Annotated in this window: 19 protein-coding genes; 10 read left to right on the forward strand and 9 right to left on the reverse strand. The window is 70.3% G+C overall.

Features of this window, described 5'->3' with window-relative positions:
- The first annotated feature begins 290 nt into the window (after positions 1-290).
- The 4 genes from leuA to ABH935_RS24200 all read left to right on the forward strand — a co-directional run bounded on the left by leuA (position 291) and on the right by ABH935_RS24200 (position 5,408).
- Positions 291-2,024: a 2-isopropylmalate synthase gene (leuA, locus tag ABH935_RS24185; protein ID WP_370380200.1), complete on the forward strand. Its 1,734-nt coding sequence runs from the start codon at positions 291-293 to the stop codon at positions 2,022-2,024.
- Between the two features lie 93 nt (positions 2,025-2,117).
- A complete protein-coding gene (locus ABH935_RS24190) occupies positions 2,118-3,611 on the forward strand; it encodes a zinc-ribbon domain-containing protein (RefSeq protein WP_370380201.1) in 1,494 nt (497 codons plus the stop codon).
- 121 nt (positions 3,612-3,732) lie between these two features.
- On the forward strand, positions 3,733-4,464 hold the full coding sequence (gene recO, locus ABH935_RS24195; RefSeq protein ID WP_370380202.1) for a DNA repair protein RecO: 732 nt from the start codon (positions 3,733-3,735) through the stop codon (positions 4,462-4,464).
- 50 nt (positions 4,465-4,514) lie between these two features.
- Positions 4,515-5,408 carry an isoprenyl transferase gene (locus tag ABH935_RS24200; protein ID WP_370380320.1) on the forward strand — a complete coding sequence of 298 codons (894 nt, stop codon included), beginning with the start codon at positions 4,515-4,517 and terminating at the stop codon, positions 5,406-5,408.
- Between the two features lie 114 nt (positions 5,409-5,522).
- Here the strand turns inward: ABH935_RS24200 and ABH935_RS24205 are convergent, their stop codons facing one another.
- From ABH935_RS24205 to ABH935_RS24220, 4 genes are all read right to left on the reverse strand, one after another.
- Positions 5,523-5,963, reverse strand: coding sequence for a Fur family transcriptional regulator (locus tag ABH935_RS24205; RefSeq protein ID WP_323748192.1), 441 nt, complete (start codon positions 5,961-5,963; stop codon positions 5,523-5,525).
- 112 nt (positions 5,964-6,075) lie between these two features.
- On the reverse strand, positions 6,076-6,981 hold the full coding sequence (locus tag ABH935_RS24210; protein ID WP_370380321.1) for a metal ABC transporter permease: 906 nt from the start codon (positions 6,979-6,981) through the stop codon (positions 6,076-6,078).
- 466 nt (positions 6,982-7,447) lie between these two features.
- The gene (locus ABH935_RS24215) at positions 7,448-8,344 is read right to left on the reverse strand and encodes a metal ABC transporter ATP-binding protein (RefSeq protein ID WP_370380203.1); all 897 of its coding nucleotides are present in this window, start codon (positions 8,342-8,344) and stop codon (positions 7,448-7,450) included.
- Entirely contained in the window at positions 8,344-9,291 is a 948-nt protein-coding gene (locus tag ABH935_RS24220; protein ID WP_370380204.1) for a metal ABC transporter substrate-binding protein, read from the reverse strand. Before ABH935_RS24220 ends, ABH935_RS24215 begins: the two co-directional genes overlap by 1 nt.
- Before the next feature lie 279 nt (positions 9,292-9,570).
- On the opposite strand from ABH935_RS24220, the gene ABH935_RS24225 reads away from it, so the two are divergent.
- Entirely contained in the window at positions 9,571-10,953 is a 1,383-nt protein-coding gene (locus ABH935_RS24225; protein WP_370380205.1) for a glycine--tRNA ligase, read from the forward strand.
- Between the two features lie 78 nt (positions 10,954-11,031).
- On the opposite strand, the gene ABH935_RS24230 is transcribed toward ABH935_RS24225, so the two are convergent.
- On the reverse strand, positions 11,032-11,802 hold the full coding sequence (locus tag ABH935_RS24230) for a hypothetical protein (protein ID WP_370380206.1): 771 nt from the start codon (positions 11,800-11,802) through the stop codon (positions 11,032-11,034).
- A 162-nt stretch (positions 11,803-11,964) separates the two neighbouring features.
- On the opposite strand from ABH935_RS24230, the gene dusB reads away from it, so the two are divergent.
- The gene (gene dusB, locus ABH935_RS24235; protein WP_370380207.1) at positions 11,965-13,122 is read left to right on the forward strand and encodes a tRNA dihydrouridine synthase DusB; all 1,158 of its coding nucleotides are present in this window, start codon (positions 11,965-11,967) and stop codon (positions 13,120-13,122) included.
- A 110-nt stretch (positions 13,123-13,232) separates the two neighbouring features.
- On the opposite strand, the gene ABH935_RS24240 is transcribed toward dusB, so the two are convergent.
- Positions 13,233-13,784 (reverse strand): YceI family protein, encoded by a 552-nt coding sequence (locus tag ABH935_RS24240; RefSeq protein WP_370380208.1) that lies wholly within the window; start codon positions 13,782-13,784, stop codon positions 13,233-13,235.
- A 320-nt stretch (positions 13,785-14,104) separates the two neighbouring features.
- Here ABH935_RS24240 and ppdK point away from each other — a divergent pair, with 320 nt between their 5' ends.
- A complete protein-coding gene (ppdK, locus tag ABH935_RS24245; protein ID WP_370380209.1) occupies positions 14,105-16,825 on the forward strand; it encodes a pyruvate, phosphate dikinase in 2,721 nt (906 codons plus the stop codon).
- Between the two features lie 88 nt (positions 16,826-16,913).
- On the opposite strand, the gene ABH935_RS24250 is transcribed toward ppdK, so the two are convergent.
- The gene (locus ABH935_RS24250; RefSeq protein WP_370380210.1) at positions 16,914-17,435 is read right to left on the reverse strand and encodes an SET domain-containing protein; all 522 of its coding nucleotides are present in this window, start codon (positions 17,433-17,435) and stop codon (positions 16,914-16,916) included.
- Between the two features lie 42 nt (positions 17,436-17,477).
- Between ABH935_RS24250 and ABH935_RS24255 the strand changes: the two genes are divergently transcribed.
- Together ABH935_RS24255 and ABH935_RS24260 are read left to right on the forward strand one after the other, a co-directional pair.
- On the forward strand, positions 17,478-18,395 hold the full coding sequence (locus ABH935_RS24255) for a sigma-70 family RNA polymerase sigma factor (protein WP_370380211.1): 918 nt from the start codon (positions 17,478-17,480) through the stop codon (positions 18,393-18,395).
- A 55-nt stretch (positions 18,396-18,450) separates the two neighbouring features.
- Positions 18,451-18,774, forward strand: a complete 324-nt coding sequence (locus ABH935_RS24260) for an EthD family reductase (RefSeq protein ID WP_370380212.1) — start codon at positions 18,451-18,453, stop codon at positions 18,772-18,774.
- A 76-nt stretch (positions 18,775-18,850) separates the two neighbouring features.
- On the opposite strand, the gene ABH935_RS24265 is transcribed toward ABH935_RS24260, so the two are convergent.
- On the reverse strand, positions 18,851-19,255 hold the full coding sequence (locus ABH935_RS24265) for a PIN domain nuclease (RefSeq protein ID WP_370380213.1): 405 nt from the start codon (positions 19,253-19,255) through the stop codon (positions 18,851-18,853).
- A 23-nt stretch (positions 19,256-19,278) separates the two neighbouring features.
- Positions 19,279-19,485 carry a type II toxin-antitoxin system VapB family antitoxin gene (locus ABH935_RS24270; RefSeq protein ID WP_370380214.1) on the reverse strand — a complete coding sequence of 69 codons (207 nt, stop codon included), beginning with the start codon at positions 19,483-19,485 and terminating at the stop codon, positions 19,279-19,281.
- Between the two features lie 136 nt (positions 19,486-19,621).
- Between ABH935_RS24270 and ABH935_RS24275 the strand changes: the two genes are divergently transcribed.
- Entirely contained in the window at positions 19,622-20,914 is a 1,293-nt protein-coding gene (locus tag ABH935_RS24275; RefSeq protein ID WP_370380215.1) for a deoxyguanosinetriphosphate triphosphohydrolase, read from the forward strand.
- Positions 20,915-20,918 lie beyond the last annotated feature (4 nt).

A 20,918-nucleotide genomic window follows, 5' to 3' on the forward strand; every position in this document is an offset into this window, starting at 1 on the left:
GTGCGCGGACTGCGGGCGGCGATTACGCTGATCGAGTGAAGTGCTGTGGCCGCAGCGCTGCTGAGGGGCCCTTGTGTCTCGGATCACGGACGGGGAGTGCGACCGGTGAGACGGTCGGGATAACGTAGCGGTGCTATGTGCAACTCCTGCCAGTGCGGCCTGCTCCTTCTTAGCAGCCGCGACGGGGGCCTGTAAGCACCGACACAGGCCGGCTCCCTCGTCGCGGCAGTTTGTGTTTCCGCCGTCGGCCGTCCCCATCCGTTGGAGACCACCCAGGGAGTTTGAGCACGATGCGAGTACAGCCGCAACAGCCCTCCGGCATGCCGATCCACAAGTACGTCCCGTTCACCCCGGTCGAGCTGCCCGAGCGGGACTGGCCGACGAAGGTGATCGACAAGGCCCCGCGCTGGTGCGCCGTGGACCTGCGCGACGGCAACCAGGCGCTGATCGACCCGATGTCCCCGGCCCGCAAGCTGAAGATGTTCGAGCTGCTGGTCGCCATGGGCTACAAGGAGATCGAGGTCGGCTTCCCGGCCGCCTCGCAGACCGACTTCGACTTCGTCCGGCAGATCATCGAGGAGAACCGGATCCCCGACGACGTGGTGATCCAGGTCCTGACCCAGGCCCGCGAGGAGCTGATCGAGCGGACCTTCGAGTCCGTGCGCGGCGCCAAGCAGGCCATCGTGCACCTGTACAACTCCACCTCGACGCTCCAGCGCCGGGTGGTCTTCGGCCAGGACACCGCCGGCATCACGCAGATCGCGGTGAACGGCGCCAAGCTGTGCCAGAAGTTCTACGAGGAGATGCCCGCGCGCGCCGACGGCACCCGCACCGAGATCTACTTCGAGTACTCGCCGGAGTCCTACACCGGAACCGAGCTGGAGTACGCCGTCGAGGTGTGCGACGCGGTCACCGCGGTCTGGCAGCCCACCCCGGACCGGAAGGTGATCATCAACCTGCCGGCCACGGTCGAGATGGCCACGCCCAACGTCTACGCCGACTCCATCGAGTGGATGCACCGCAACCTGGAGCGCCGCGACTCCATCGTGCTGTCGCTGCACCCGCACAACGACCGCGGCACCGCGGTGGCCGCCGCCGAGCTGGGCTACCAGGCCGGCGCCGACCGCATCGAGGGCTGCCTGTTCGGCAACGGCGAGCGCACCGGCAACGTGTGCCTGGTGACGCTGGGCCTGAACCTGTTCTCCCAGGGCGTGGACCCGCAGATCGACTTCTCCGACATCGACGAGGTGCGCCGCACCGTCGAGTACTGCAACCAGCTGCCGGTGCACCCGCGCCACCCCTACGGCGGCGACCTGGTGTACACCGCCTTCTCCGGCTCGCACCAGGACGCGATCAAGAAGGGCTTCGAGCACCTGGAGCGGGACGCCGCGGCGGCCGGCAAGACCGTGGACGAGATCGTCTGGGCCGTGCCGTACCTGCCGATCGACCCCAAGGACGTGGGCCGCTCCTACGAGGCCGTGATCCGGGTCAACTCGCAGTCCGGCAAGGGCGGCGTGGCGTACATCCTGAAGACCGAGCACCAGCTGGACCTGCCGCGGCGCGCGCAGATCGAGTTCTCGCAGGTGATCCAGGCCAAGACGGACGCCGAGGGCGGCGAGGTCACGCCGGAGGAGATCTGGAACGTCTTCGTGGACGAGTACCTGCCGAACCCCGCCGCTCCGTGGGGCCGGATCCGGCTGCTGGGACACCACGCCTCCTCGGCGATCGAGGAGAAGGACCAGCTCACCGTGGACCTGGCGGTGGACGGGGACACCACGCAGCTGGAGGGCGTCGGCAACGGGCCGATCGACGCGTTCACGAACCTGCTGTCCGGCGTCGGGATCGACGTGCGGGTGCTGGACTACGTGGAGCACGCGCTGACCTCCGGCGAGGACGCGAAGGCGGCGTCGTACGTGGAGTGCGCGATCGGCAGCCGGGTGCTGTGGGGCGTGGGCATCGACGCCAACATCGTGACGGCGTCGCTGAAGGCGATCATCTCCGCGGTGAACCGCGCTTTCCGCTGACGTTTCCCCTGACCCGGCCTATCCAACGACCGGGGTGGTTGTGGAAGGATTCCCTCTGTTCCGTAACGCGCGGAACGGAGGGGACTAGTACCAATGATCATCTGGGGCTGGAAAACCGTCTTCCGGGTCATCGGCAGCGGAGTGTTCTCCTGCCCGACCTGTGGCGCGGACCGCAACTACGAACGTCGCAAAGCCCAGCGTTTCTTCACACTGTTCTTCATCCCCCTGATCCCGCTGAAGACCGTCGGCGAGTTCATCCGCTGCACGTACTGCAAGAACGACTTCCGCGACTCAGTGCTTTCCCGCCCCACCGCGGCGCAGTTCACGGACCTGCTGCAGAACACGGTCCGCGCGGTGATGGTCAACGTCCTACGCCGCGGCGGCTGGGACCACCCGGCGGCCCGCGCGACGGCGGTGCAGGAGATCTCCAACGCCGGCGCGATCGGCTACACCGAGGCGGTCCTGGCGCAGGACATGCAGGTGGTCCCCGCCGACCTGTCGCAGCTGCTCGCCGGCCTGGCCGGCCAACTCCCCGACGCGGGCCGCGAGGCCCTGGTCACCGGCGCCACCCGGGTGGCCGCCGCCGACGGCCCGGTGCAGCCCGCCGAGCGCGCGGTGATCGACACCGTCGGCGCCGGACTCGGGATGAGCCAGGCGCACGTGGCGGGGATCGTCGGCGCGGTGGCGCCGGCGGCGGTGACGGGTGCGACCGGCGCACAGATTGCTGGCGGCCAAGCGCAGGGTCAGGCTTGGGGCACGGGCGAGGCGGCGGCGCAGGCTCCGGCTTGGGGCGCTGGCGCTGGTACTGGTACTGGGGCGCAGGCTCCGGCTGCGGGTAGTGCGGGCATGGAGACGATGTTGATTCCGGCTCCGAAGCCGGCACCGGCGACTGGCGCGCAGGATGCGGTTCCGCCGCGGGTTCCGGCTGCCGGTTCGGGCATGGAGACCATGATGATTCAGGCTCCGCAGCCCGCTCCGGCCACCGGTGCTCAGCCCGCAGTGCCCCCGCAAGCTCCCGCTTGGGGTACCGGCGCGCAAGATGCTGTGCCTCCTCACGTTCCGGCTGCCGGTTCGGGCATGGAGACCATGTTGGTTCAGGCTCCGCAGCCTGCTCCGGCGACCGGCGCTCAGCCCGCAGTGCCTCCGCAGGCTCCCGCTTGGGGTACCGGCGCTCAGCCTGCCGTGCCTCCGCAGGCTCCGGCTGCTGGCTCGGGCATGGAAACCATGCTGATCCCAGCCCCCCAGCCCGCCGTCCCGCCGCAGGCCCCGGCCTGGGGCGCCGCCGCGCAGGGCGCCGCGCCTCCGCCGTCCGGCATCGAGACCGTGCTCATCCCGGTCCCGCCGCAGCAGCAGACCATTCCGGCGCCGCCGCCCACGCTGCTCGACCCCGGGTCCGCGCGCGAGACCATTCCGGCCCCGCCGGCCACGCTGGTCGACACCTCGTCCGGGATGGAGACCATGGCCATTCCGCTGTCGCAGGTCTCGCTGCCGCAGCCGGCTGAGGCCGCCGATCCGGCCGACGAGCCGACGCACGTCACCCGGGCCGATGAGGGTCCGGCCGGTTGGCAGTACCAGCCGCCGCGGTAGCGGTGGTGATCTCGCCACTTCGGTGGCCGGGGCGGGGTGTCCGTAGTGCCGGGGCCCGCGAGAGGTTGCAGTTCGCCTCACGCGGGCCCTTAGTGTGCTCGGCCGCGCCTACACTTGGACAATGCCCCTGCACCGTGATGAAGGCGTGGTCCTGCGCACCCGAAACCTCGGGGAGGCCGACCGCATCATCACCTTCCTCACCCGGGATCGCGGGCGGGTCCGTGCCGTGGCCAAAGGGGTGCGGCGGACCTCGTCGAAGTTCGGGTCGCGGTTGGAGCCCTTCACGTTCGTCGACGTCCAGATCTTCGAGAAGCAGGGCCGCGACCTGCACCTGGTCACGCAGGCCGAGACGTTGGCGGCGTACGGCGGCACGCTGGTCTCCGACTACCCCGCCTACACCGCGGGGCAGGCGATGCTGGAGGCCGCCGAGCGGTTGAGTGAAGATGATGTGCCCGCCGTGCAGCAGTACCTCCTGCTCCTCGGCGGGTTGCGTACGCTGGCCTCGGGCGAGCACGCCGCCGGGCTGGTCCTGGACGCGTTCCTGCTGCGCTCCCTGGCCGTCGCCGGCTACGCGCCGTCCTTCGAGGACTGCGCCCGCTGCGGCGACCCGGGGGGGCACCGGTTCTTCAACCTGCCGGCCGGCGGGGCGGTGTGCTCGGACTGCAAGCCGTCGGGGTCGGTGGCGCCGGCCCGTGAGACACTCGCCCTGCTGGGGGCGTTGCTCGCGGGGGACTGGGGAGCCGCCGACGCCAGTGCCGACAAGCACCGGCGGGAGGGCAGCGGCCTGGTCGCCGCCTACCTGCAGTGGCACCTGGAGCGCGGCCTGCGGTCCCTGCGGCTTGTCGAGCGGTGAGCATGAGCACGCGACGTAAGACGTAAGACGAGATAGGTGGAGCGGTGAGACTGACCCGACGGATCCTGGAAGAGCGCCTCGCCAAGCGGCAGCCGGGCGTCAACCGGGACCCCTTCCCGCACAAGGACGGCAAGCTGCCGCCGGACCTCCCGCTGGACCTGGTGCCCCGGCACGTGGCCCTGGTGATGGACGGCAACGGCCGCTGGGCCAAGGAGCGCGGCCTGTCGCGCATAGAGGGCCACAAGGTCGGCGAGGCGTCGCTGTTCGACGTGGTCGAGGGCGCGGTGCAGCTCGGCGGCATCACGCACATCTCCGCCTATGCGTTCTCTACAGAGAACTGGAAGCGCTCTCCAGAGGAAGTGCGCTTCCTCATGGGCTTCAACCGCGACACCATCCGCCGCCGCATCGGAGAGATGGACGAACTCGGCGTCCGCATCCGCTGGGCCGGCCGCCGCCCCCGGCTGTGGAAGTCCGTCATCGACGAGCTGGAGTGGGCTGAGGAGCGCACTAAGGACAACAAGCTCCTGACCCTCACCATGTGCGTCAACTACGGCGGCCGCTGGGAGATCGCCGACGCCATGGCCGCCATGGGCCGGGACATCAAGTCCGGCCGGCTCGACCCGGCGAAGATCAACGAGAAGACGGTCACGCGCTACCTCTACGAGCCGGACATGCCGGACGTGGACTTGTTCATCCGCTCCTCTGGAGAGCACCGCACTTCGAACTTCCTTATGTGGGAGTCGGCCTATGCGGAGTTCGTCTTCGACAACACCCTCTGGCCGGACTTCGACCGCACCAACCTGTGGCGCGCGTGTGAGTCCTTCGTCGGACGCGACCGGCGCTACGGCGGTGCGATCACCAACGAGGAGCAGTTCGCCGCAGAGTCGGAGCAGGAGTACGAGTACAACGAGGCCGAGTACGGGGACCCCGACGCGGTCGCGTAGCAGAACAGCCACGAGGACGCTCCGCGATCATGCGACGACCGCGGCGCGCCCTCGTGCGTTCTCAAAATACCGTGCGGTGCCCGCCCGAGGACGGGACGTGCTCCTGCGGCGTGCTCAGTGGTCTCCGCAGGTCCCGAAGATCTCCAGCGTGTGCGACACGTCGGAGTACCCGTGCTCGGCGGCCACCCGCGCGGCCCAGCTCTCCACCACGGCCGGGCCCTCGACCTCGACGGTCTTGCCGCACTCCCGGCACACCAGGTGGTGGTGGTGCCGCGGGGTCGAGCAGCGCCGGTAGATCACCTCGCGGTCGCCGGTGCGCAGCACGTCCACCTCGCCGGCGTCGGCCAGGGACTGCAGGGCGCGGTAGACCGTGGTCAGGCCGACCGACTCGCCGCGCTGCTTGAGCAGGTCGTGCAGGTCCTGCGCGCTGCGGAAGTCGTCGACCTCGTCCAGCAGCGCCGCGACCGCCGACCGCTGGCGCGTGGAGCGGCCCTGGGCGGGCAGGCCCCGGCCGCTGTCGCCGTGGTGGTCGCCGGAGGTGTCTGCGGTACTCACTGTCCTTCTCCTAGCGGTTGGCGTGCGGATCGACGCGGTCTCGGCGGTGGTGCGGCTGGCGCGGCTGGTGCGGCTGGTGCGGTTCGCGAGGCGCCGGATGTCCGGCCCGATGTCATTGTGGCAGGCTCGGGACCGTAGCGACCTCTTGTTCGGCCGCGGGGTCGGCGCCCGGCGCCCGCGGCCGGGCCCAGGACCCGCCGCGTCCACGCCCGCGCCGCACCAGGCCGGCGCACACGCTGGCGACCAGGAACACCACTATCGCGATGAGCACGATCGACGCGCCGGGCGGCGTGTCCGCGTAGTACGACATGGTGACGCCGGAGAACGCGGCCCCGACCCCGACCACCATGGCCGCCCCCATCGTGGCGGCGAAAGCCCGCGTCAGCTGCTGCGCGGCCGCCACCGGGACCACCATCAGCGCACTGACCATCAGCACCCCGACCACGCGCATGCCCACGGTCACCGTCACCGCGGTGGTCACGGCCAACAGCAGGTTCAGCGCCCGCACCGGCAAGCCCGCCACCCGCGCGAACTCCTCGTCCTGGCACACAGCGAACAACGCACGGCGCAGCCCGAGTGTTACCAGCAGCACCCCGACGGCCAGCGCCGCGATCGCCCACAGATCCCCGACCGACGTGGACAGGATCGACCCGAACAAGTACGAGTTCAGGTTCGCGTTCCCGCCGGACACCGAGATCAGCATCGACCCGCCGGCCAGCCCGCCGTAGAAGAGCATCGCCAGCGCCACATCCCCGCTGGCCTTGGCCCGCTCCCGGATGAGCTCCACGGCCGCCGCCCCGGCCACCGCCACCAGCACCGCACCCCACACCGGCGAGGTGTTGGTCACCAGGCCCAACCCGACACCGGTGAGCGCGACGTGCCCGAGCCCGTCCCCCATGAGTGCGAGGCGCCGCTGGACCAGGTAGGTGCCGATGGCCGGCGCGGCCAGGCCGATGGCGAAGGCGGCGAGGAAGGCGCGCTGCATGAAGGGCAGGCTGAAGATGGTGTCGCTCAGCATGCGGGGCCTGCCTTCGGGATGGAGGGGGCGGGGCGCGGTGCGATGATCGGCGCGGCTGGGGTCGGGGTCGGCGTGACGCCCGGCGTGCGTCGGCGTGGCCTCCTCGGCTCCGGCGACCGGCGCGGCGGAGTACTGGCGCATATCGCGGTGCTCGGCCTCGGGCAGATCGGCTGCGCGGACATTGAGGACATTGAGAACATTGAGGACATTGATACGGGGCAGTGGGCGATGGACGGCGTGGTCGGCGCTGCGATTCGCGGCGCGGTTGGCGGCGGCGCTGCGGGTGGGAACTGCGGGCCCGGCGTGAGTGTGGCGGCGGTTGCGGTGCGGCGCGTGGCGGCTTGCGGGAATCGTGGCGTGGTCGAGGTTGGGGCTGAGGCTGGCGTCGCAGGAGGCGTCAAGGTCCTGAGCTGCGGCGCTGGCGTGAGCGCGGCGGCAGCGGCATGCCCTACAACAGTGCGCGTACTCACCCGGCCCCCTCCCTCCGCGTCAGCGACTCCACCGGAGCGTGCCCCGGCGGGCACTCCGGCGTCCCCGGCACCTCGTCCGGTGCGGCGTGCGGGTGAACGTGCTCGTGGCCGGGCTCGCCGTGGGCCGGGTCGGGCTCGCCGTGCTCGATCGGCGCGCCGTCGTAGCGGACCGCGCCGGCGCGCAGGACCACCGTGCGGTCGATGAGGGGGGCGAGGGGTCCCAGCTCGTGCAGGACCAGGAGGATCGTGGTGCCGTGCGCCGACAGGTCGGCCAGGGTGTCGGCGAAGGCCTGCTGGCTCACCAGGTCCACGCCGGCCATCGGCTCGTCCATGATCAACAGGTCCGGGCGGCGCGCGAGGGCGCGGGCGATCAGCACCCGCTGCTGCTGGCCCCCCGACAGCGAGGCCACCGGGTCGCCGATCCGCTCCAGCATCCCGACCGTGGCCAGGGCCTCGCGGACGGCGGTGCGGTCGCCACGGGTGCGGCGGTTCACCCAGCCGCGCGGGCTGAGCAGGCCGGACGCCACCACCTCGCCGACCGTCGCCGGGACGCCGGCCGCGGCCGTGGTGCGCTGCGGCACGTAGCCGACCCGCTGCCACGCCTTGAACTCCGGCAGCGGCGTGCCGAACAGGTCGACGCGTCCGCCGTCCACCGGATACAGCCCGACGATGGTCTTGACCAGCGTGGACTTGCCCGAGCCGTTTGCTCCCAGCAGGGCGACCGTCTGGCCGCCGGGGACTTCCAGGTCCACGCCGTGCAGGATCCGGCGGCCGCCGAGGGAGACGGTCACGGTGAGCGCGGCCACCACCGGCGCCGGAGTCTCGTCCGGTGCGGTGACCGCGACCGTCGTCGCCACAGCCGCAGCGCCACTGCGGGCCCGCCGCCGCGCCATCACGAGCACCCCAGCGCCGTGCGCAGCGCCGCGAGGTTGTCGCGCATGATCGAGAAGTAGTCCTGCGTCGAGGGGTCCTTGACGCCCTCGATCGGGTCGAGCACCGCGGCCTTCGTCCCGGTGTCCGCCGCCAGCGTCCGCGCGGTCTTGGGGCTGGCCAGGGTCTCGAAGAAGACCGTGGTCACGCCCTCAGTCTTGATCAGGTGCTGGATCTTCGCGAGGTGGGCCGCGCTCGGCTCGTCGTCCGGCGACAGCCCCGCGATCGGCACCTGGACCAGGCCGTAGCGCTCGGCGAGGTAGCCGAAGGCGGCGTGGCTGGTGACGATGTCCTTGCGCACGCACCGCGCCAGCCCCGCGCGGTAGTCGGCGTCCAGGGTGGTCAGCCGACCGTCCAGCGCGGCCTGGTTCGCCTGGTAGTCGGCGGCGTGGGCCGCGTCGATCCGCTGGAGCTCCGCCGAGACCGCGTCGGCGATCTTCGCGAAGTCGACCGGGTCCAGCCAGACGTGCGGGTCGGCGCTGTGTGCGTCGCCCTCGCCGAGGTCGCCGTGGTTCTCCAGGTGAACCACGGTCGCGGTATCCAGGGCGGCCTTGGGCTTGTTCTGCGCGACCGCCGAGTCCACGGCCGGCTGCAGGCCCTTCTCGTAGATCGCCAGGTCCGCCTTGCTCACCGCGCCGACCTGCGACGGCGTCAGCTCCAGGTCGTGCGGCTCGGCCCCGGGCCTGGTGAGGTTGCGCACGCTCACGTGCTCGCCGCCGATCTGCTCGGCGAGGTAGGCGAAGGGGTAGAAGCCGGCCACGACGTCCAGCCGGCCGCTGCCGCCGGCGGACCGGTCTGCCTGCTTCACGCAGCCGCTGAGCACGACCGCCGTGACCAGCGCCGTCACGAGCGCCGCCGCGGCGACAGCCGGGCGCCGGAGGCGGCCGGGCTCGGTGTTGCGGAACGGCATGGGATCATGGTCGCTGAAAATGAAAATGATTGTCAATTCTCACGATCAGCACACGGGTCGAACCGCGGGCCGAACCACCGGCCGCGAACCGCGCGCCGAACCACCCGCCAAACCACCCGCCGACGCCCGCCGCACCCTCCGATACCACCGTCGCGACCTGCGCCGGAAACCATTCATAAACCCCGCCGCGGACCCGCTAAGCTGGGCCATCATCCGAAACCCGGCATCCGGCCGGGCTTCGCCACCGTGGATGCGGTGGCAACAAGAAAGAGAGCGACTGTGGCCGCCGACAAGATCGAGACCATCGTCCGGCTCGCGAAGAGCCGAGGCTTCGTCTTCCCCTCCAGCGAGATCTACGGCGGTACGCGTGCCGCCTACGACTACGGGCCGCTCGGCGTGGAGCTGAAGGAGAACATCAAGCGCCAGTGGTGGAAGGCCATGGTCACCGGCCGTGAGGACGTCGTCGGCCTGGACTCCTCGGTCATCCTGGCCCGCGAGGTGTGGGAGGCCTCCGGCCACGTCAAGGAGTTCACCGACCCGCTGACCGAGTGCCAGTCCTGTCACAAGCGCTTCCGCGAGGACCACCTCATCGAGGCCTACGAGGCCAAGCACAACCGGGCCCCCGAGCGCGGGCTGGCCGACATCAACTGCCCGAACTGCGGCAACAAGGGCACGTTCACCGAGCCCAAGGTGTTCAACCTGATGCTCCAGACCCACCTGGGCGTCACCATGGACGACGCGGGCCTGGCCTACCTGCGCCCGGAGACCGCGCAGGGCATCTTCGTGTCCTACAAGACGGTCCGCGACGCCTCCCGCAAGAAGCCGCCGTTCGGCATCGGCCAGATCGGCAAGTCGTTCCGCAACGAGATCACGCCGGGCAACTTCATCTTCCGGACCCGCGAGTTCGAGCAGATGGAGATGGAGTTCTTCGTCAAGCCCGGCGAGGACGAGCAGTGGTTCGAGTACTGGCTCAACGAGCGCTACAACTGGTGGACCGACCTGGGTCTGCGTCCTGAGAACCTGCGGTTCTTCGAGCACCCGGCCGAGAAGCTGTCGCACTACTCCAAGCGCACCGTCGACATCGAGTACCGCTTCAACTTCGGCGGCCAGGAGTTCTCCGAGCTCGAAGGCGTCGCCAACCGCACCGACTTCGACCTGTCCACGCACGCCAAGCACTCCGGCGAGGACTTCACCCAGCTGGAGCAGGAGACCGGCGAGCGCTGGACGCCGTTCGTGGTCGAGCCGGCGGCCGGTGTGAACCGCGGCATGCTCGCCTTCCTGCTCGACGCCTACGCCGAGGACGAGGCCCCGAACGCCAAGGGCCAGATGGAGGTCCGCAAGGTCCTGCGCCTGGACAAGCGCCTGTCCCCGGTCAAGGCCGCGGTCCTGCCGCTGTCCCGCAACGCGGACCTCTCGCCCAAGGCCCGCGACCTGGCGCAGCTGCTGCGGAAGAACTGGAACGTCGAGTTCGACGACGCCGGCGCCATCGGCCGCCGCTACCGCCGCCAGGACGAGATCGGCACCCCGTTCTGCATCACGGTGGACTTCGACACCCTCGAAGACCAGGCCGTGACCGTCCGCGAGCGGGACTCGATGGAGCAGCAGCGGGTCGCCCTGGACCAGGTCGAGGGCTACCTCGCGGCCCGGCTCATCGGGGCCTGAGGTTCGACTTCTGTTCGAACGCTGAAGGGGCGGGCCCGGCGGGGCCCGCCCCTTCAGCGCGTCCGGCGCCGGATGAGCTCAGTGGTGGTGCTTCTCCGAAGGCGCCGGGCACAGGTTCGAGGCGTGCGAGATCGACTCGCCGTTCACCTGCCACTGCCCCTTCACCCCGGTCGGCACCATGCTGTACTCCACGCGGTCGCCCAGCGAGTTCTTCGGCTGCAGTTCCTTGCCCGGGGTGTGGGTCAGCACGTTGCCGCGCACCACGCCGGACAGGTCCTGGCAGAAGCCGACGGTGGCCTGCTCGGGGGTGAGGTTCTCCACCACCACCTTCGACAGCACCGCGAAGCCCACCGGCTGCTGCTTGTGGTCGATCCAGTTCTGCGCCCAGGCGTGCGCCTGCTGGTAGCCGGTGCCGGCCCAGTAGCGCTTCAGGTCCGGGGTGCCGGCCTCGGCCGGCTGGTAGGCCGCCGCGTAGCTGGCCTTGTACGCCTGGGTCGCGTTCCACAGCACGATGTGGTGCGTCAGGTCCTGGAACGCCGGGGTGGTCGCGTAGAACACCTGGATCGTGTTGGGCAGCTGTATGCCCGGCTTGGGCGGCGCCTTGTGATGCGAACTCGACTCGGTGTTCGGCGTCTGGCCGTTGGCCGCCGGCTGGTTCTCGGTCGACGGCGGCGGCACGTCCGCGGCGTGCGGGTTCGTGTTGCACGCCGAGATCCCGACGGCCATGAAGACCCCCAGTGCGCCGGCCAGCAGCCCGGTCGCCAGTTTGTCGCGCCCGCGTTCCGGCCCCCGCCCCCGCGGGCCGATCGCGTCCGCACCGCTGCCGTCGGTGCGGTTCGCTCTCACCACTTCTCTACTCACTCTCGCCCACCCGCTGTTCTGCTGTTCCAGCGGTCCCCCCGCCGGTTTCTTAACTCTTTCCTTATGACGTTCAGACTAACGGGCCGGTTGTCCGAAGGCCGACTGGAATATCCGAACGGGTGCTCCGCCGTGCTATGCGATCCTGGAACGGTGACTTCCCCAGACAAACAGAACCTCACTCTGGGCTCCCTGACCCTTGGTTCTCTAGGCAGCATCGCGCCGCCCGTGGTCCTCGCGCCGATGGCCGGCATCACCAACGTGGCGTTCCGCCAGCTCTGCCGCGAGCACGGGGCCGGGATCTACGTCTGTGAGATGGTCATGACCCGCGCCCTGGTGGAGCGGAACGAGAAGACCCTGCGGATGGTGACCTTCGCCGGCGACGAGAAGCCGCGCAGCCTCCAGCTGTACGGAGTGGATCCGGTCACAGTCCGCAAGGCGGTGGAGATGATCGCCGCCGAGGACCTGGCCGACCACGTGGATATGAACTTCGGATGTCCGGTTCCGCGCGTCACCCGCAAGGGCGGCGGCGCGGCCCTGCCGTACAAGCGCCGGCTGTTCGGCCAGATCGTCGAGGCCGCGGTCCAGGCCGCCGCCCCGGCCGGCATCCCGGTCACGGTCAAGATGCGCATCGGCATCGACGACGAGCACCACACCTTCCTGGAGGCCGGCCGCATCGCCCAGGACGCCGGCGCGGCCTGGGTCGCACTGCACGGCCGCACCGCCGCCCAGCGCTACAGCGGCGAGGCCGACTGGACCGCGATCAAGGCGCTGAAGGACGAGCTGGAGGTCCCGGTCCTGGGCAACGGCGACATCTGGGAGGCCGACGACGCGCTGCGCATGATGAGCCAGACCGGTGCTGACGGCGTGGTGGTCGGGCGGGGGTGTTTGGGGCGGCCGTGGCTGTTCGCGGATCTCGCGGCGGCGTTCGAGGGGCACAGCGAGCGGAAGCTCTCCGACCTCGGCGAGGTCATGGCCACCATGCGCCGGCACGCCGAACTGCTCGCCTCCTGGCTGGGAAGCGAGCGCGAGGGTGTCGTGGACTTCCGCAAACACGTCGCCTGGTACCTCAAGGGCTTCCCGGTTGGAGGCGACGTGCGACGGGGGCTGGCGATGTCGTCCTCGCTGGCCGAGCTCGACGGCTTCTTCGCGCAGCTGGACCCGGCGACGCCGTTCCCGACGGACACGCTCGGCAAGCCGCGCGGGCGGACCAACTCTCCGGGCAAGGTCACGCTGCCGTACGGCTGGCTCGACGACCGGGACGACGACACGGTGCCGGCCGGCGCCGAGATGGAGGACTCGGGCGGCTGACACGGCCCGCCGGCCCGGCCCGTCGTCGAGAAGTCAGAAGAACGCAAAAGAACACAAAGAAGCGCCGGGACCCTCCAGGCGGTCCCGGCGCTCCTCGGCGATCGGGTGGTTCAGCTCTTCTTGATCGCCGAGATCTCCAGCTCCAGCTGGATCTTGTCGCTGACCAGGACACCGCCGGTCTCCAGGGCGGCGTTCCAGGTCATGCCGAAGTCCTTGCGGCTCACGGTGGTCTTGGCCTCGAAGCCGACGCGCGAGTTGCCGTAGGGGTCCACGGTGGTGCCGAGGAACTCCACGTCGAACTCGATCGGCTTGGTGACGTCCTTGACCGTCAGGTCGCCGTGCAGGACGAAGTTGTCCTCGCCCTTGACGGTGACGCCGGTGGACTTGAACGTCATCTCCGGGTACTTGTCCTGCTCGAAGAAGTCGCCGGACAGGAGGTGGCCGTTGCGCTGCTCGTTGCGGGTGTCGACGCTGGCGACCTTCACCGTGGCCTCGGCGCTGCTCTTCTCGGGGTTGGCGCCGTCGATGTGGATCTCGCCCTCGAACTCGTTGAAGCCTCCGCGCACCTTGGTGACCATCGCGTGCCGGGCGATGAAGCCGACCGTGCTGTGCGCGACGTCGAAGGTGTAATCGCCGGTCAGGGACGCGTAATCCGTGCTCATAACTCTTCCTCCTGGTGGGCTCGGGCGGGTCCGCGCCGAGCGATCATGGTTGAGGCTTCAACTAACCTACCGCCCCCCACAGCACACCCTGCGGCACTTTCATTCCCGGCGGTTCCCTGTGGCGTCCGCACGGGTGACGTGCGTGGTCCGGGTGAGGCGACTCACAGGAACGAAACGCTTGAATCCGGGTATAGCCCTGGCGAACACGCCCGGCCGACGCGCTACGCTCCGCAGCGTCAGGGCATGCGGCGGGACACCCCCTCAGTCCGTCCCGTCGTCGCCGCGGTGTGTGCCACACAGATCAGTCAGGGAGTATCTGCGTGCCGAAGTTCGTGTACGACTTCACCGAAGGCAACAAGGACCTCAAAGACCTCCTCGGCGGCAAGGGTGCGAACCTCGCCGAGATGACCAACCTCGGGCTGCCGGTCCCTCCCGGCTTCACGATCACCGCCGACGCCTGCCGCGTCTACCTGGAGCACGGCCAGGAGCCGCCGGAGCTGCGGGAGCAGGTGTCCCAGTACCTCGACGCCCTTGAGGCGAAGATGGACAAGAAGCTGGGGCAGGCTGACGGGCCGCTGCTGGTGTCGGTCCGCTCCGGTGCCAAGTTCTCCATGCCGGGGATGATGGACACGGTCCTGAACATCGGGCTGAACGACGAGTCGGTCCTCGGGCTCGCCGCCCAGGCCGACGGCGCCGATTCCGACGGCAAGGCGGACCGCTTCGCCTGGGACTCCTACCGGCGGCTCATCCAGATGTTCGGCAAGACTGTGCTGGGCGTCGACGGCGAGCACTTCGACGAGGCCCTGGAGGACGTCAAGAAGGCCAAGGGCACGCACAACGACCTCGACCTCACCGCCGAGGACCTGCGCGGCCTGGTCGAGTCCTTCAAGACGATCGTCGAGAAGGAGGCCGGCCGGACCTTCCCGCAGGATCCGCGCGAGCAGATGGACCTGGCGATCCGCGCCGTGTTCGAGTCCTGGAACGGCGAGCGCGCCAAGCTCTACCGCCGCCAGGAGCGCATCCCCAACGACCTGGGCACCGCGGTCAACATCTGCTCGATGGTCTTCGGCAACCTGGGCATGGACTCCGGGACCGGCGTCGCCTTCACCCGCGACCCCGCCTCCGGCCAGACCGGCGTCTACGGCGACTACCTGCAGAACGCGCAGGGCGAGGACGTCGTGGCCGGCATCCGCAACACGGTGCCGCTGCAGGACCTGGAGAACATCGACGCCGCCAGCTACGCCGAGCTCACCGACATCATGGCGAAGCTGGAGCACCACTACCGCGACCTGTGTGACATCGAGTTCACCATCGAGCGCGGCAAGCTGTGGATGCTCCAGACCCGGGTCGGCAAGCGCACCGCCGCCGCCGCGTTCCGGATCGCCGTGCAGCTCGTCGACGAGGGCCTGATCGGCCCGGACGAGGCCGTGGACCGGGTCACCGGCGCGCAGCTGGCGCAGCTGATGTTCCCGCGCTTCGACGAGAACGCCAAGGCCGAGATGATCGCCAAGGGCATGAACGCCTCGCCCGGCGCCGCCTCCGGCAAGGCCGTGTTCGACTCCTACACCGCGGTGAAGTGGTCGCGCTCGGGGGAGAAGGTCATCCTGATCCGCCGCGAGACCAACCCCGACGACCTGAACGGCATGATCGCAGCGCAGGGCATCCTCACCTCGCGCGGTGGCAAGACCTCGCACGCCGCCGTCGTCGCCCGCGGTATGGGCAAGACCTGCGTCTGCGGCGCGGAGTCGCTGGACGTGGACACCAAGCGCCGCCGGATGACCGCGCCGAACGGCGTGGTGGTCGAGGAGGGCGACGTCGTATCCGTGGACGGCACCTCCGGCGCGGTGTACCTCGGCGAGGTCCCGGTCGTCGCCTCTCCGGTGGTGGAGTACTTCGAGGGCCGGCTCGGCGCCGACTCCCCGAAGGCCGACGACCTGGTCAAGGCCGTGCACCGGATCATGACCTGGTCCGACGAGCGCCGCCGGCTGTACGTCCGGGCCAACGCCGACACCCCCGAGGACGCCGCCCGCGCCCGCCGCTTCGGCGCGCAGGGCATCGGCCTGTGCCGCACCGAGCACATGTTCCTCGGCGAGCGGCGCGCGCTGATCGAGCGCCTGATCCTGGCCGGGGACGACGACGACGAGCGTCAGGCAGCCCTGGGCGAGTTGCTGCCGATGCAGCGCGACGACTTCATCGCCATCTTCACCGCGATGGGCGGCCTGCCGGTGACGGTGCGCCTGCTGGACCCGCCGCTGCACGAGTTCCTGCCGGACATCACCGAGCTGTCGGTGCGGGTGGCGGTGGCCGAGGCCAAGGGCGAGCAGAACGAGGGAGACCTGCGCCTGCTCCAGGCCGTGCACAAGATGCACGAGGCCAACCCGATGCTGGGGTTGCGCGGTGTGCGCCTGGGCCTGGTCGTCGACGGCCTGTTCATGATGCAGGTCCGGGCCATCGCCGAGGCCGCCGCGCAGGTCGCCAAGGCCGGTGGCGTGGCGCGCGTGGAGATCATGGTCCCGCTGGTCGGCGCGGTCCAGGAGCTGGAGATCATCCGCGACGAGGCCCAGCAGGTCCTGGACGAGGTCAAGGAGCGCACCGGCGCCGACGTCCGCAGCCTGATCGGCACCATGATCGAGCTCCCGCGTGCGGCCCTGACCGCCGGCCAGATCGCCGAGGCCGCGCAGTTCTTCTCCTTCGGCACGAACGACCTGACGCAGACCACGTGGGGCTTCTCCCGCGACGACGTGGAGGGCGCGTTCTTCTCGGCGTACCTGGACCGCGGCATCTTCGGCGTGTCGCCGTTCGAGACCCTGGACCGCGAGGGCGTCGGCAGGCTGGTCCAGATCGCGACCGAGGAGGGCCGCAAGACCCGCCCGGAGCTGAAGCTCGGCGTGTGCGGCGAGCACGGCGGCGACCCGGACTCGGTGCACTTCTTCCACGAGGTCGGGCTGGACTACGTGTCCTGCTCGCCGTTCCGGGTGCCGGTGGCCCGGCTGGAGGCGGCTCGGGCGGCGATCGAGTCGGCGGCGAGCGATTCCCGGTGAGCGATTCCCGATGAGGCGAGTGCGCTGAGGCGCGCATGAACAGGCCGGGTGTCTGCGAGGGCATCCGGCCTGTTGTCAGTTCAACTACTCAGCGGTCGGACAGCGTCTCAGCGTCCGCGATCCGCGCAAGCAGCACCGGCACCCAGTGCTCGCCATACCGCTCCCGCAGATCGGGCCGGCGCCAGTCATCGCCGGTGATCACGCCGCGGCAGAGCTCTGCGCCGCACCGGCAGTCCATCCGGAAGTCCGGCATCCCCGACGACGTCCCGTAGTCGTTGGTCAGCTCCTCGTCGGCGGCGATGTCGCGGCGCGCGACGAGCGTGTACGCGTCGCGCCACCAGAGGTTCGGGTCGCAGCTGTGGTTCCCATAGCCGTTGGGCCGGCGGGGCGGGAGGACCAGGTGGCGGTCCTCGCTCACCGCGATCGTGTCGACGTACGCGTCCGCGGTCCGGAAGATCTCCCGCAGCTCCGCCTCGCTCACCAGGCGTCCGCCGAGCCGGGACACGACGGTCCCGCGCGCGATCGCCGAGCGCGCGAAGAGCCCGCGCCCCTCGATCGCCGACTCGCGCACTTCCGCTTCGGGGTGCAGCCAGCAGTCGGTGTCGGTCACGCCGACACGCTACCTGTCAGTCCCTCCGCGTAGCCTGACCTCGTGGACGACCGCGTCGATCTCGAAACGCACCGCGCCGAGCTGACGGCCTACTGCTACCGCATGCTCGGCTCCGTCCACGACGCCGAGGACCAGGTCCAGGAGACGCTCCTGCGCGCCTGGAAGGCCCGCGACCGCTACGACCCGGCCAAGGCCTCCGTCCGCACCTGGCTCTACCGCATCGCCACCAACGTCTGCCTCACCGCGCTCGAATCGCGCGGGCGCCGCCCCCTCCCGTCCGGCCTCGGCGCGCCGAGCCGGGACACTGAGGCACCGCTGCGGCCGGCGCTCGACGTCCCGTGGCTGGAGCCCTTCCCCGACGCGCGCTTCGACGCCGACCTGCGTGCCGACCTGCGGCTGGCCTGGGTCGCGGCAGTGCAGGAGCTGCCGGCGCGGCAGCGGGCTGTGCTGGTGTTACGCGACGTCCTGGACTTCTCCGCCGCCGAGGTCGCGCAGCAGCTCGGAACCACCGTCGCGGCCGTGAACAGCGCTCTGCAAAGGGCCCGCGCGACGGTCGACGGGCTCGGCGACGCCGCCGAAGTCCGCGCGGCGCCCGACCCGAGTCGGAACGCGACCATCGAGCGCTACATCCACGCCTTCGAGGCCGCCGACGTCCCGGCCCTGGTGAAGCTGCTCGCCGACGACGTCGTCATGGAGATGCCCCCGGTCCCGCTCTGGTACCGAGGCCGCGACGACTACGCCCGCTTCATGGAGCGCGTCTTCCGCATGCACGGCCCCGGCTGGCGCGCCGTCCCCACCTCGGCGAACGGCCAGCCGGCCCTGGCCGCGTACTCCCCGCTCCCCGGCGGCGGCCACAAGGCGCACACGCTGCAGGTCTTCACCGTCGTCGACGACCTGGTCACGGCCAACGTGGTGTTCGCCGACCCGTTCCTGTTCGAGATCTTCGGCCTCGGGCGATGAGTCCGGTCGGTGCCGCCGGTATGTAAAGGCGAGACACCGACCGAGAGGACCCGCCATGACCACCACCCCAGCCCGCTTCCTCGTCTTCTGGGAGCGGCCCTCCGACCCCGAGGCCTTCGAGCGCCACTACCGCGAGGTCCACATCCCGCTGGCCCGCAAGATCCCGGGGCTGCGCTCCTACGCCATCACCGACAACCCCGTCCCGGTCCGCGGCGAGCCCTTCTTCCGCATCGCCGAGCTCCGCTGGGACACGATGGACGACCTGCGCGCCGGCCTCGACTCGCCGGAGGCCCGCGCGGTCGCCGCCGACGTCGACAAGCTGGCCGTCTACGCGACCTGCCGCAACATGGTCATCGAGCCCTTCGAGGAACTGCTTTAAAGACAGCAGAAGCAACGGCGAGCAGCAGCGGCCGCCAGGGCCCCTTCCCAGGCGGCCGCAGCGGTTCATGATCTTCTTAGTCCACTGTCCCCGCCGGAGCCACCCACCGATGCGTGAACGTGTCACCGGCCAACGCGGCGATCTGCTCGAAGTCCTGGTCATAGTGCAGCGTGGTAGCGCTATGGCGCTCGGCGACAGCGCAGATGAGGAGATCGGTGGTGGACAGGGCGCGGTGGTTGCCGCGTGCCACGGCCTGCCGGCGCAGGTTCAGCGCACGCGTCCACGCTTCGTCATCGCACGGCAGATAATCGAAGCCTGACAGGAAGGAACGAAGTTCCATCGCCTCCTTTCCATTGCGGGCGGAGTACATGACCTCCATCTCGATCGGCCCGGTGACAGCCAGCAGCCCGCGCTCGTGCAGCGGATCCAGCACGGCGGCGACCGAAGGCTGACGCCACCGGGCGAACGCGGAGTTGTCCACGAGGAACAGGGCCGTGCGATGGTTCACGCGGTGTCCGTTTCCGTGCCGGCCTTCTGGTCCTCGATGAGGAGTTCCCCGGACTTGAGCATGTCGATACCCACCTGGCGGCGGCGGCGCTTCACCACGTCCTCCAGGGCGGCCCGCACGGCTTGCGCTTTGACGGTGGTTCCGAATATCTCCATGACCTCGGCAACGGTCGCCTCGTCCAAGTCGATGACGGTTCTGGCCATGGTGGGCTCCTCGCGCTGGCGATATCGTTTCCCGCGTAAAAACGATATCATTTCGCGGTCCTGCCGCCGAGCCAGAGTCACCGCGCCACCGCCGAGTCTTCAGTTTCCGTTGGCCCGCGCGGGTTACCGTGGGGCGGTGACCGATGCCAAGACCGACGCTTACACCGACGCCGACCGGCAGCGGCACCTGCCGGACCACCCCAGCAACAACCGCCGCACCGCCTTCGAGCGGGACCGCGCCCGGGTGCTGCACAGCTCGGCGCTGCGCCGGCTGGCGGCCAAGACCCAGGTGGTGGCGCCGGGCTCGAACGACTCGGCCTTCGGCGCCTACATGGACAGCCCCCGCACCCGGCTCACTCACAGCCTGGAGTGCGCGCAGATCGGCCGGGAGCTGGGCAAGGAGCTCGGCGCCGATCCGGATCTGATGGAGACCGCCTGTCTGTCCCACGACCTGGGCCACCCGCCGTTCGGCCATACCGGCGAGGAGGCGCTGGCCCTGGCCGCGGCCGAATGCGGCGGCTTCGAGGGCAACGCGCAGTCCTTCCGCATCCTGGTCCGGCTGGAGGCCAAGGCGCTGGGCCCGGACGGCGAGCCCGGCGGGCTGAACCTGACCCGGGCCGCGCTGGACGCCGCGACGAAGTACCCGTGGACCCGCGCCGAGGGCCAGGCGCGCGGCACCGGGAAGTTCGGCGTCTACGCCGACGACGAGCCGGTCTTCGAGTGGATGCGCACCGGCGCCACGCTCGGCCGGACCTGCTTCGAGGCGCAGGTGATGGACTGGTCCGACGACGTCGCCTACTCGGTCCACGACCTGGAGGACGCGCTGCACGCCGGCCACCTGGTCCCCAAGAACCTGCTGTCGTTGGTCGAGCAGACCGAGCTGTTCGAGCTGACCGAGATCCGTTACGCGCCGGGCGCGAGCGCGGCCGAGCTGTCCGACGCGCTCGGCAGGCTGATGGCCCTGGACTACTGGCCCGGCGACTACGACGGCTCCTTCGCCGCGCAGGCCGCGCTGAAGAACGCCACCAGCAGTCTGATCGGCCGCTTCTGCCAGTCCGCGGCCGCCGCCACCCGCGACCGGGCCGGCGAACTCGCCGCCGACGGAGCCACCGGGCCCCTGACCCGCTACGCCGCCGACCTGATCGTCCCCCGCGAGACCCGCCTGGAATGCGCGCTGCTCAAGGCCGTCACCGCGCGCTACGTCATGCAGCGCGACGACGCCCGCGAACGCCGCCGGCTCCAGCGCGAACTGGTCTCCAGCCTGGTCGAGGGCCTGTCCGCGCTGCCGGACCACCTGGAGCCGGCCTTCCGCGCCTGGTACGCCGACGCCACCGACGACTGCACCCGGCTGCGAGTGGTCGTGGACCAGGTCGCGTCCCTCACTGATGACGCCGCGTATGCCCTGAGCAGGAGAATGGGTACCGTCTGACAGC

Origin of the sequence: Catenulispora sp. GAS73 (genome assembly GCF_041262085.1) — a bacterium.
Lineage (GTDB): Bacteria > Actinomycetota > Actinomycetes > Streptomycetales > Catenulisporaceae > Catenulispora.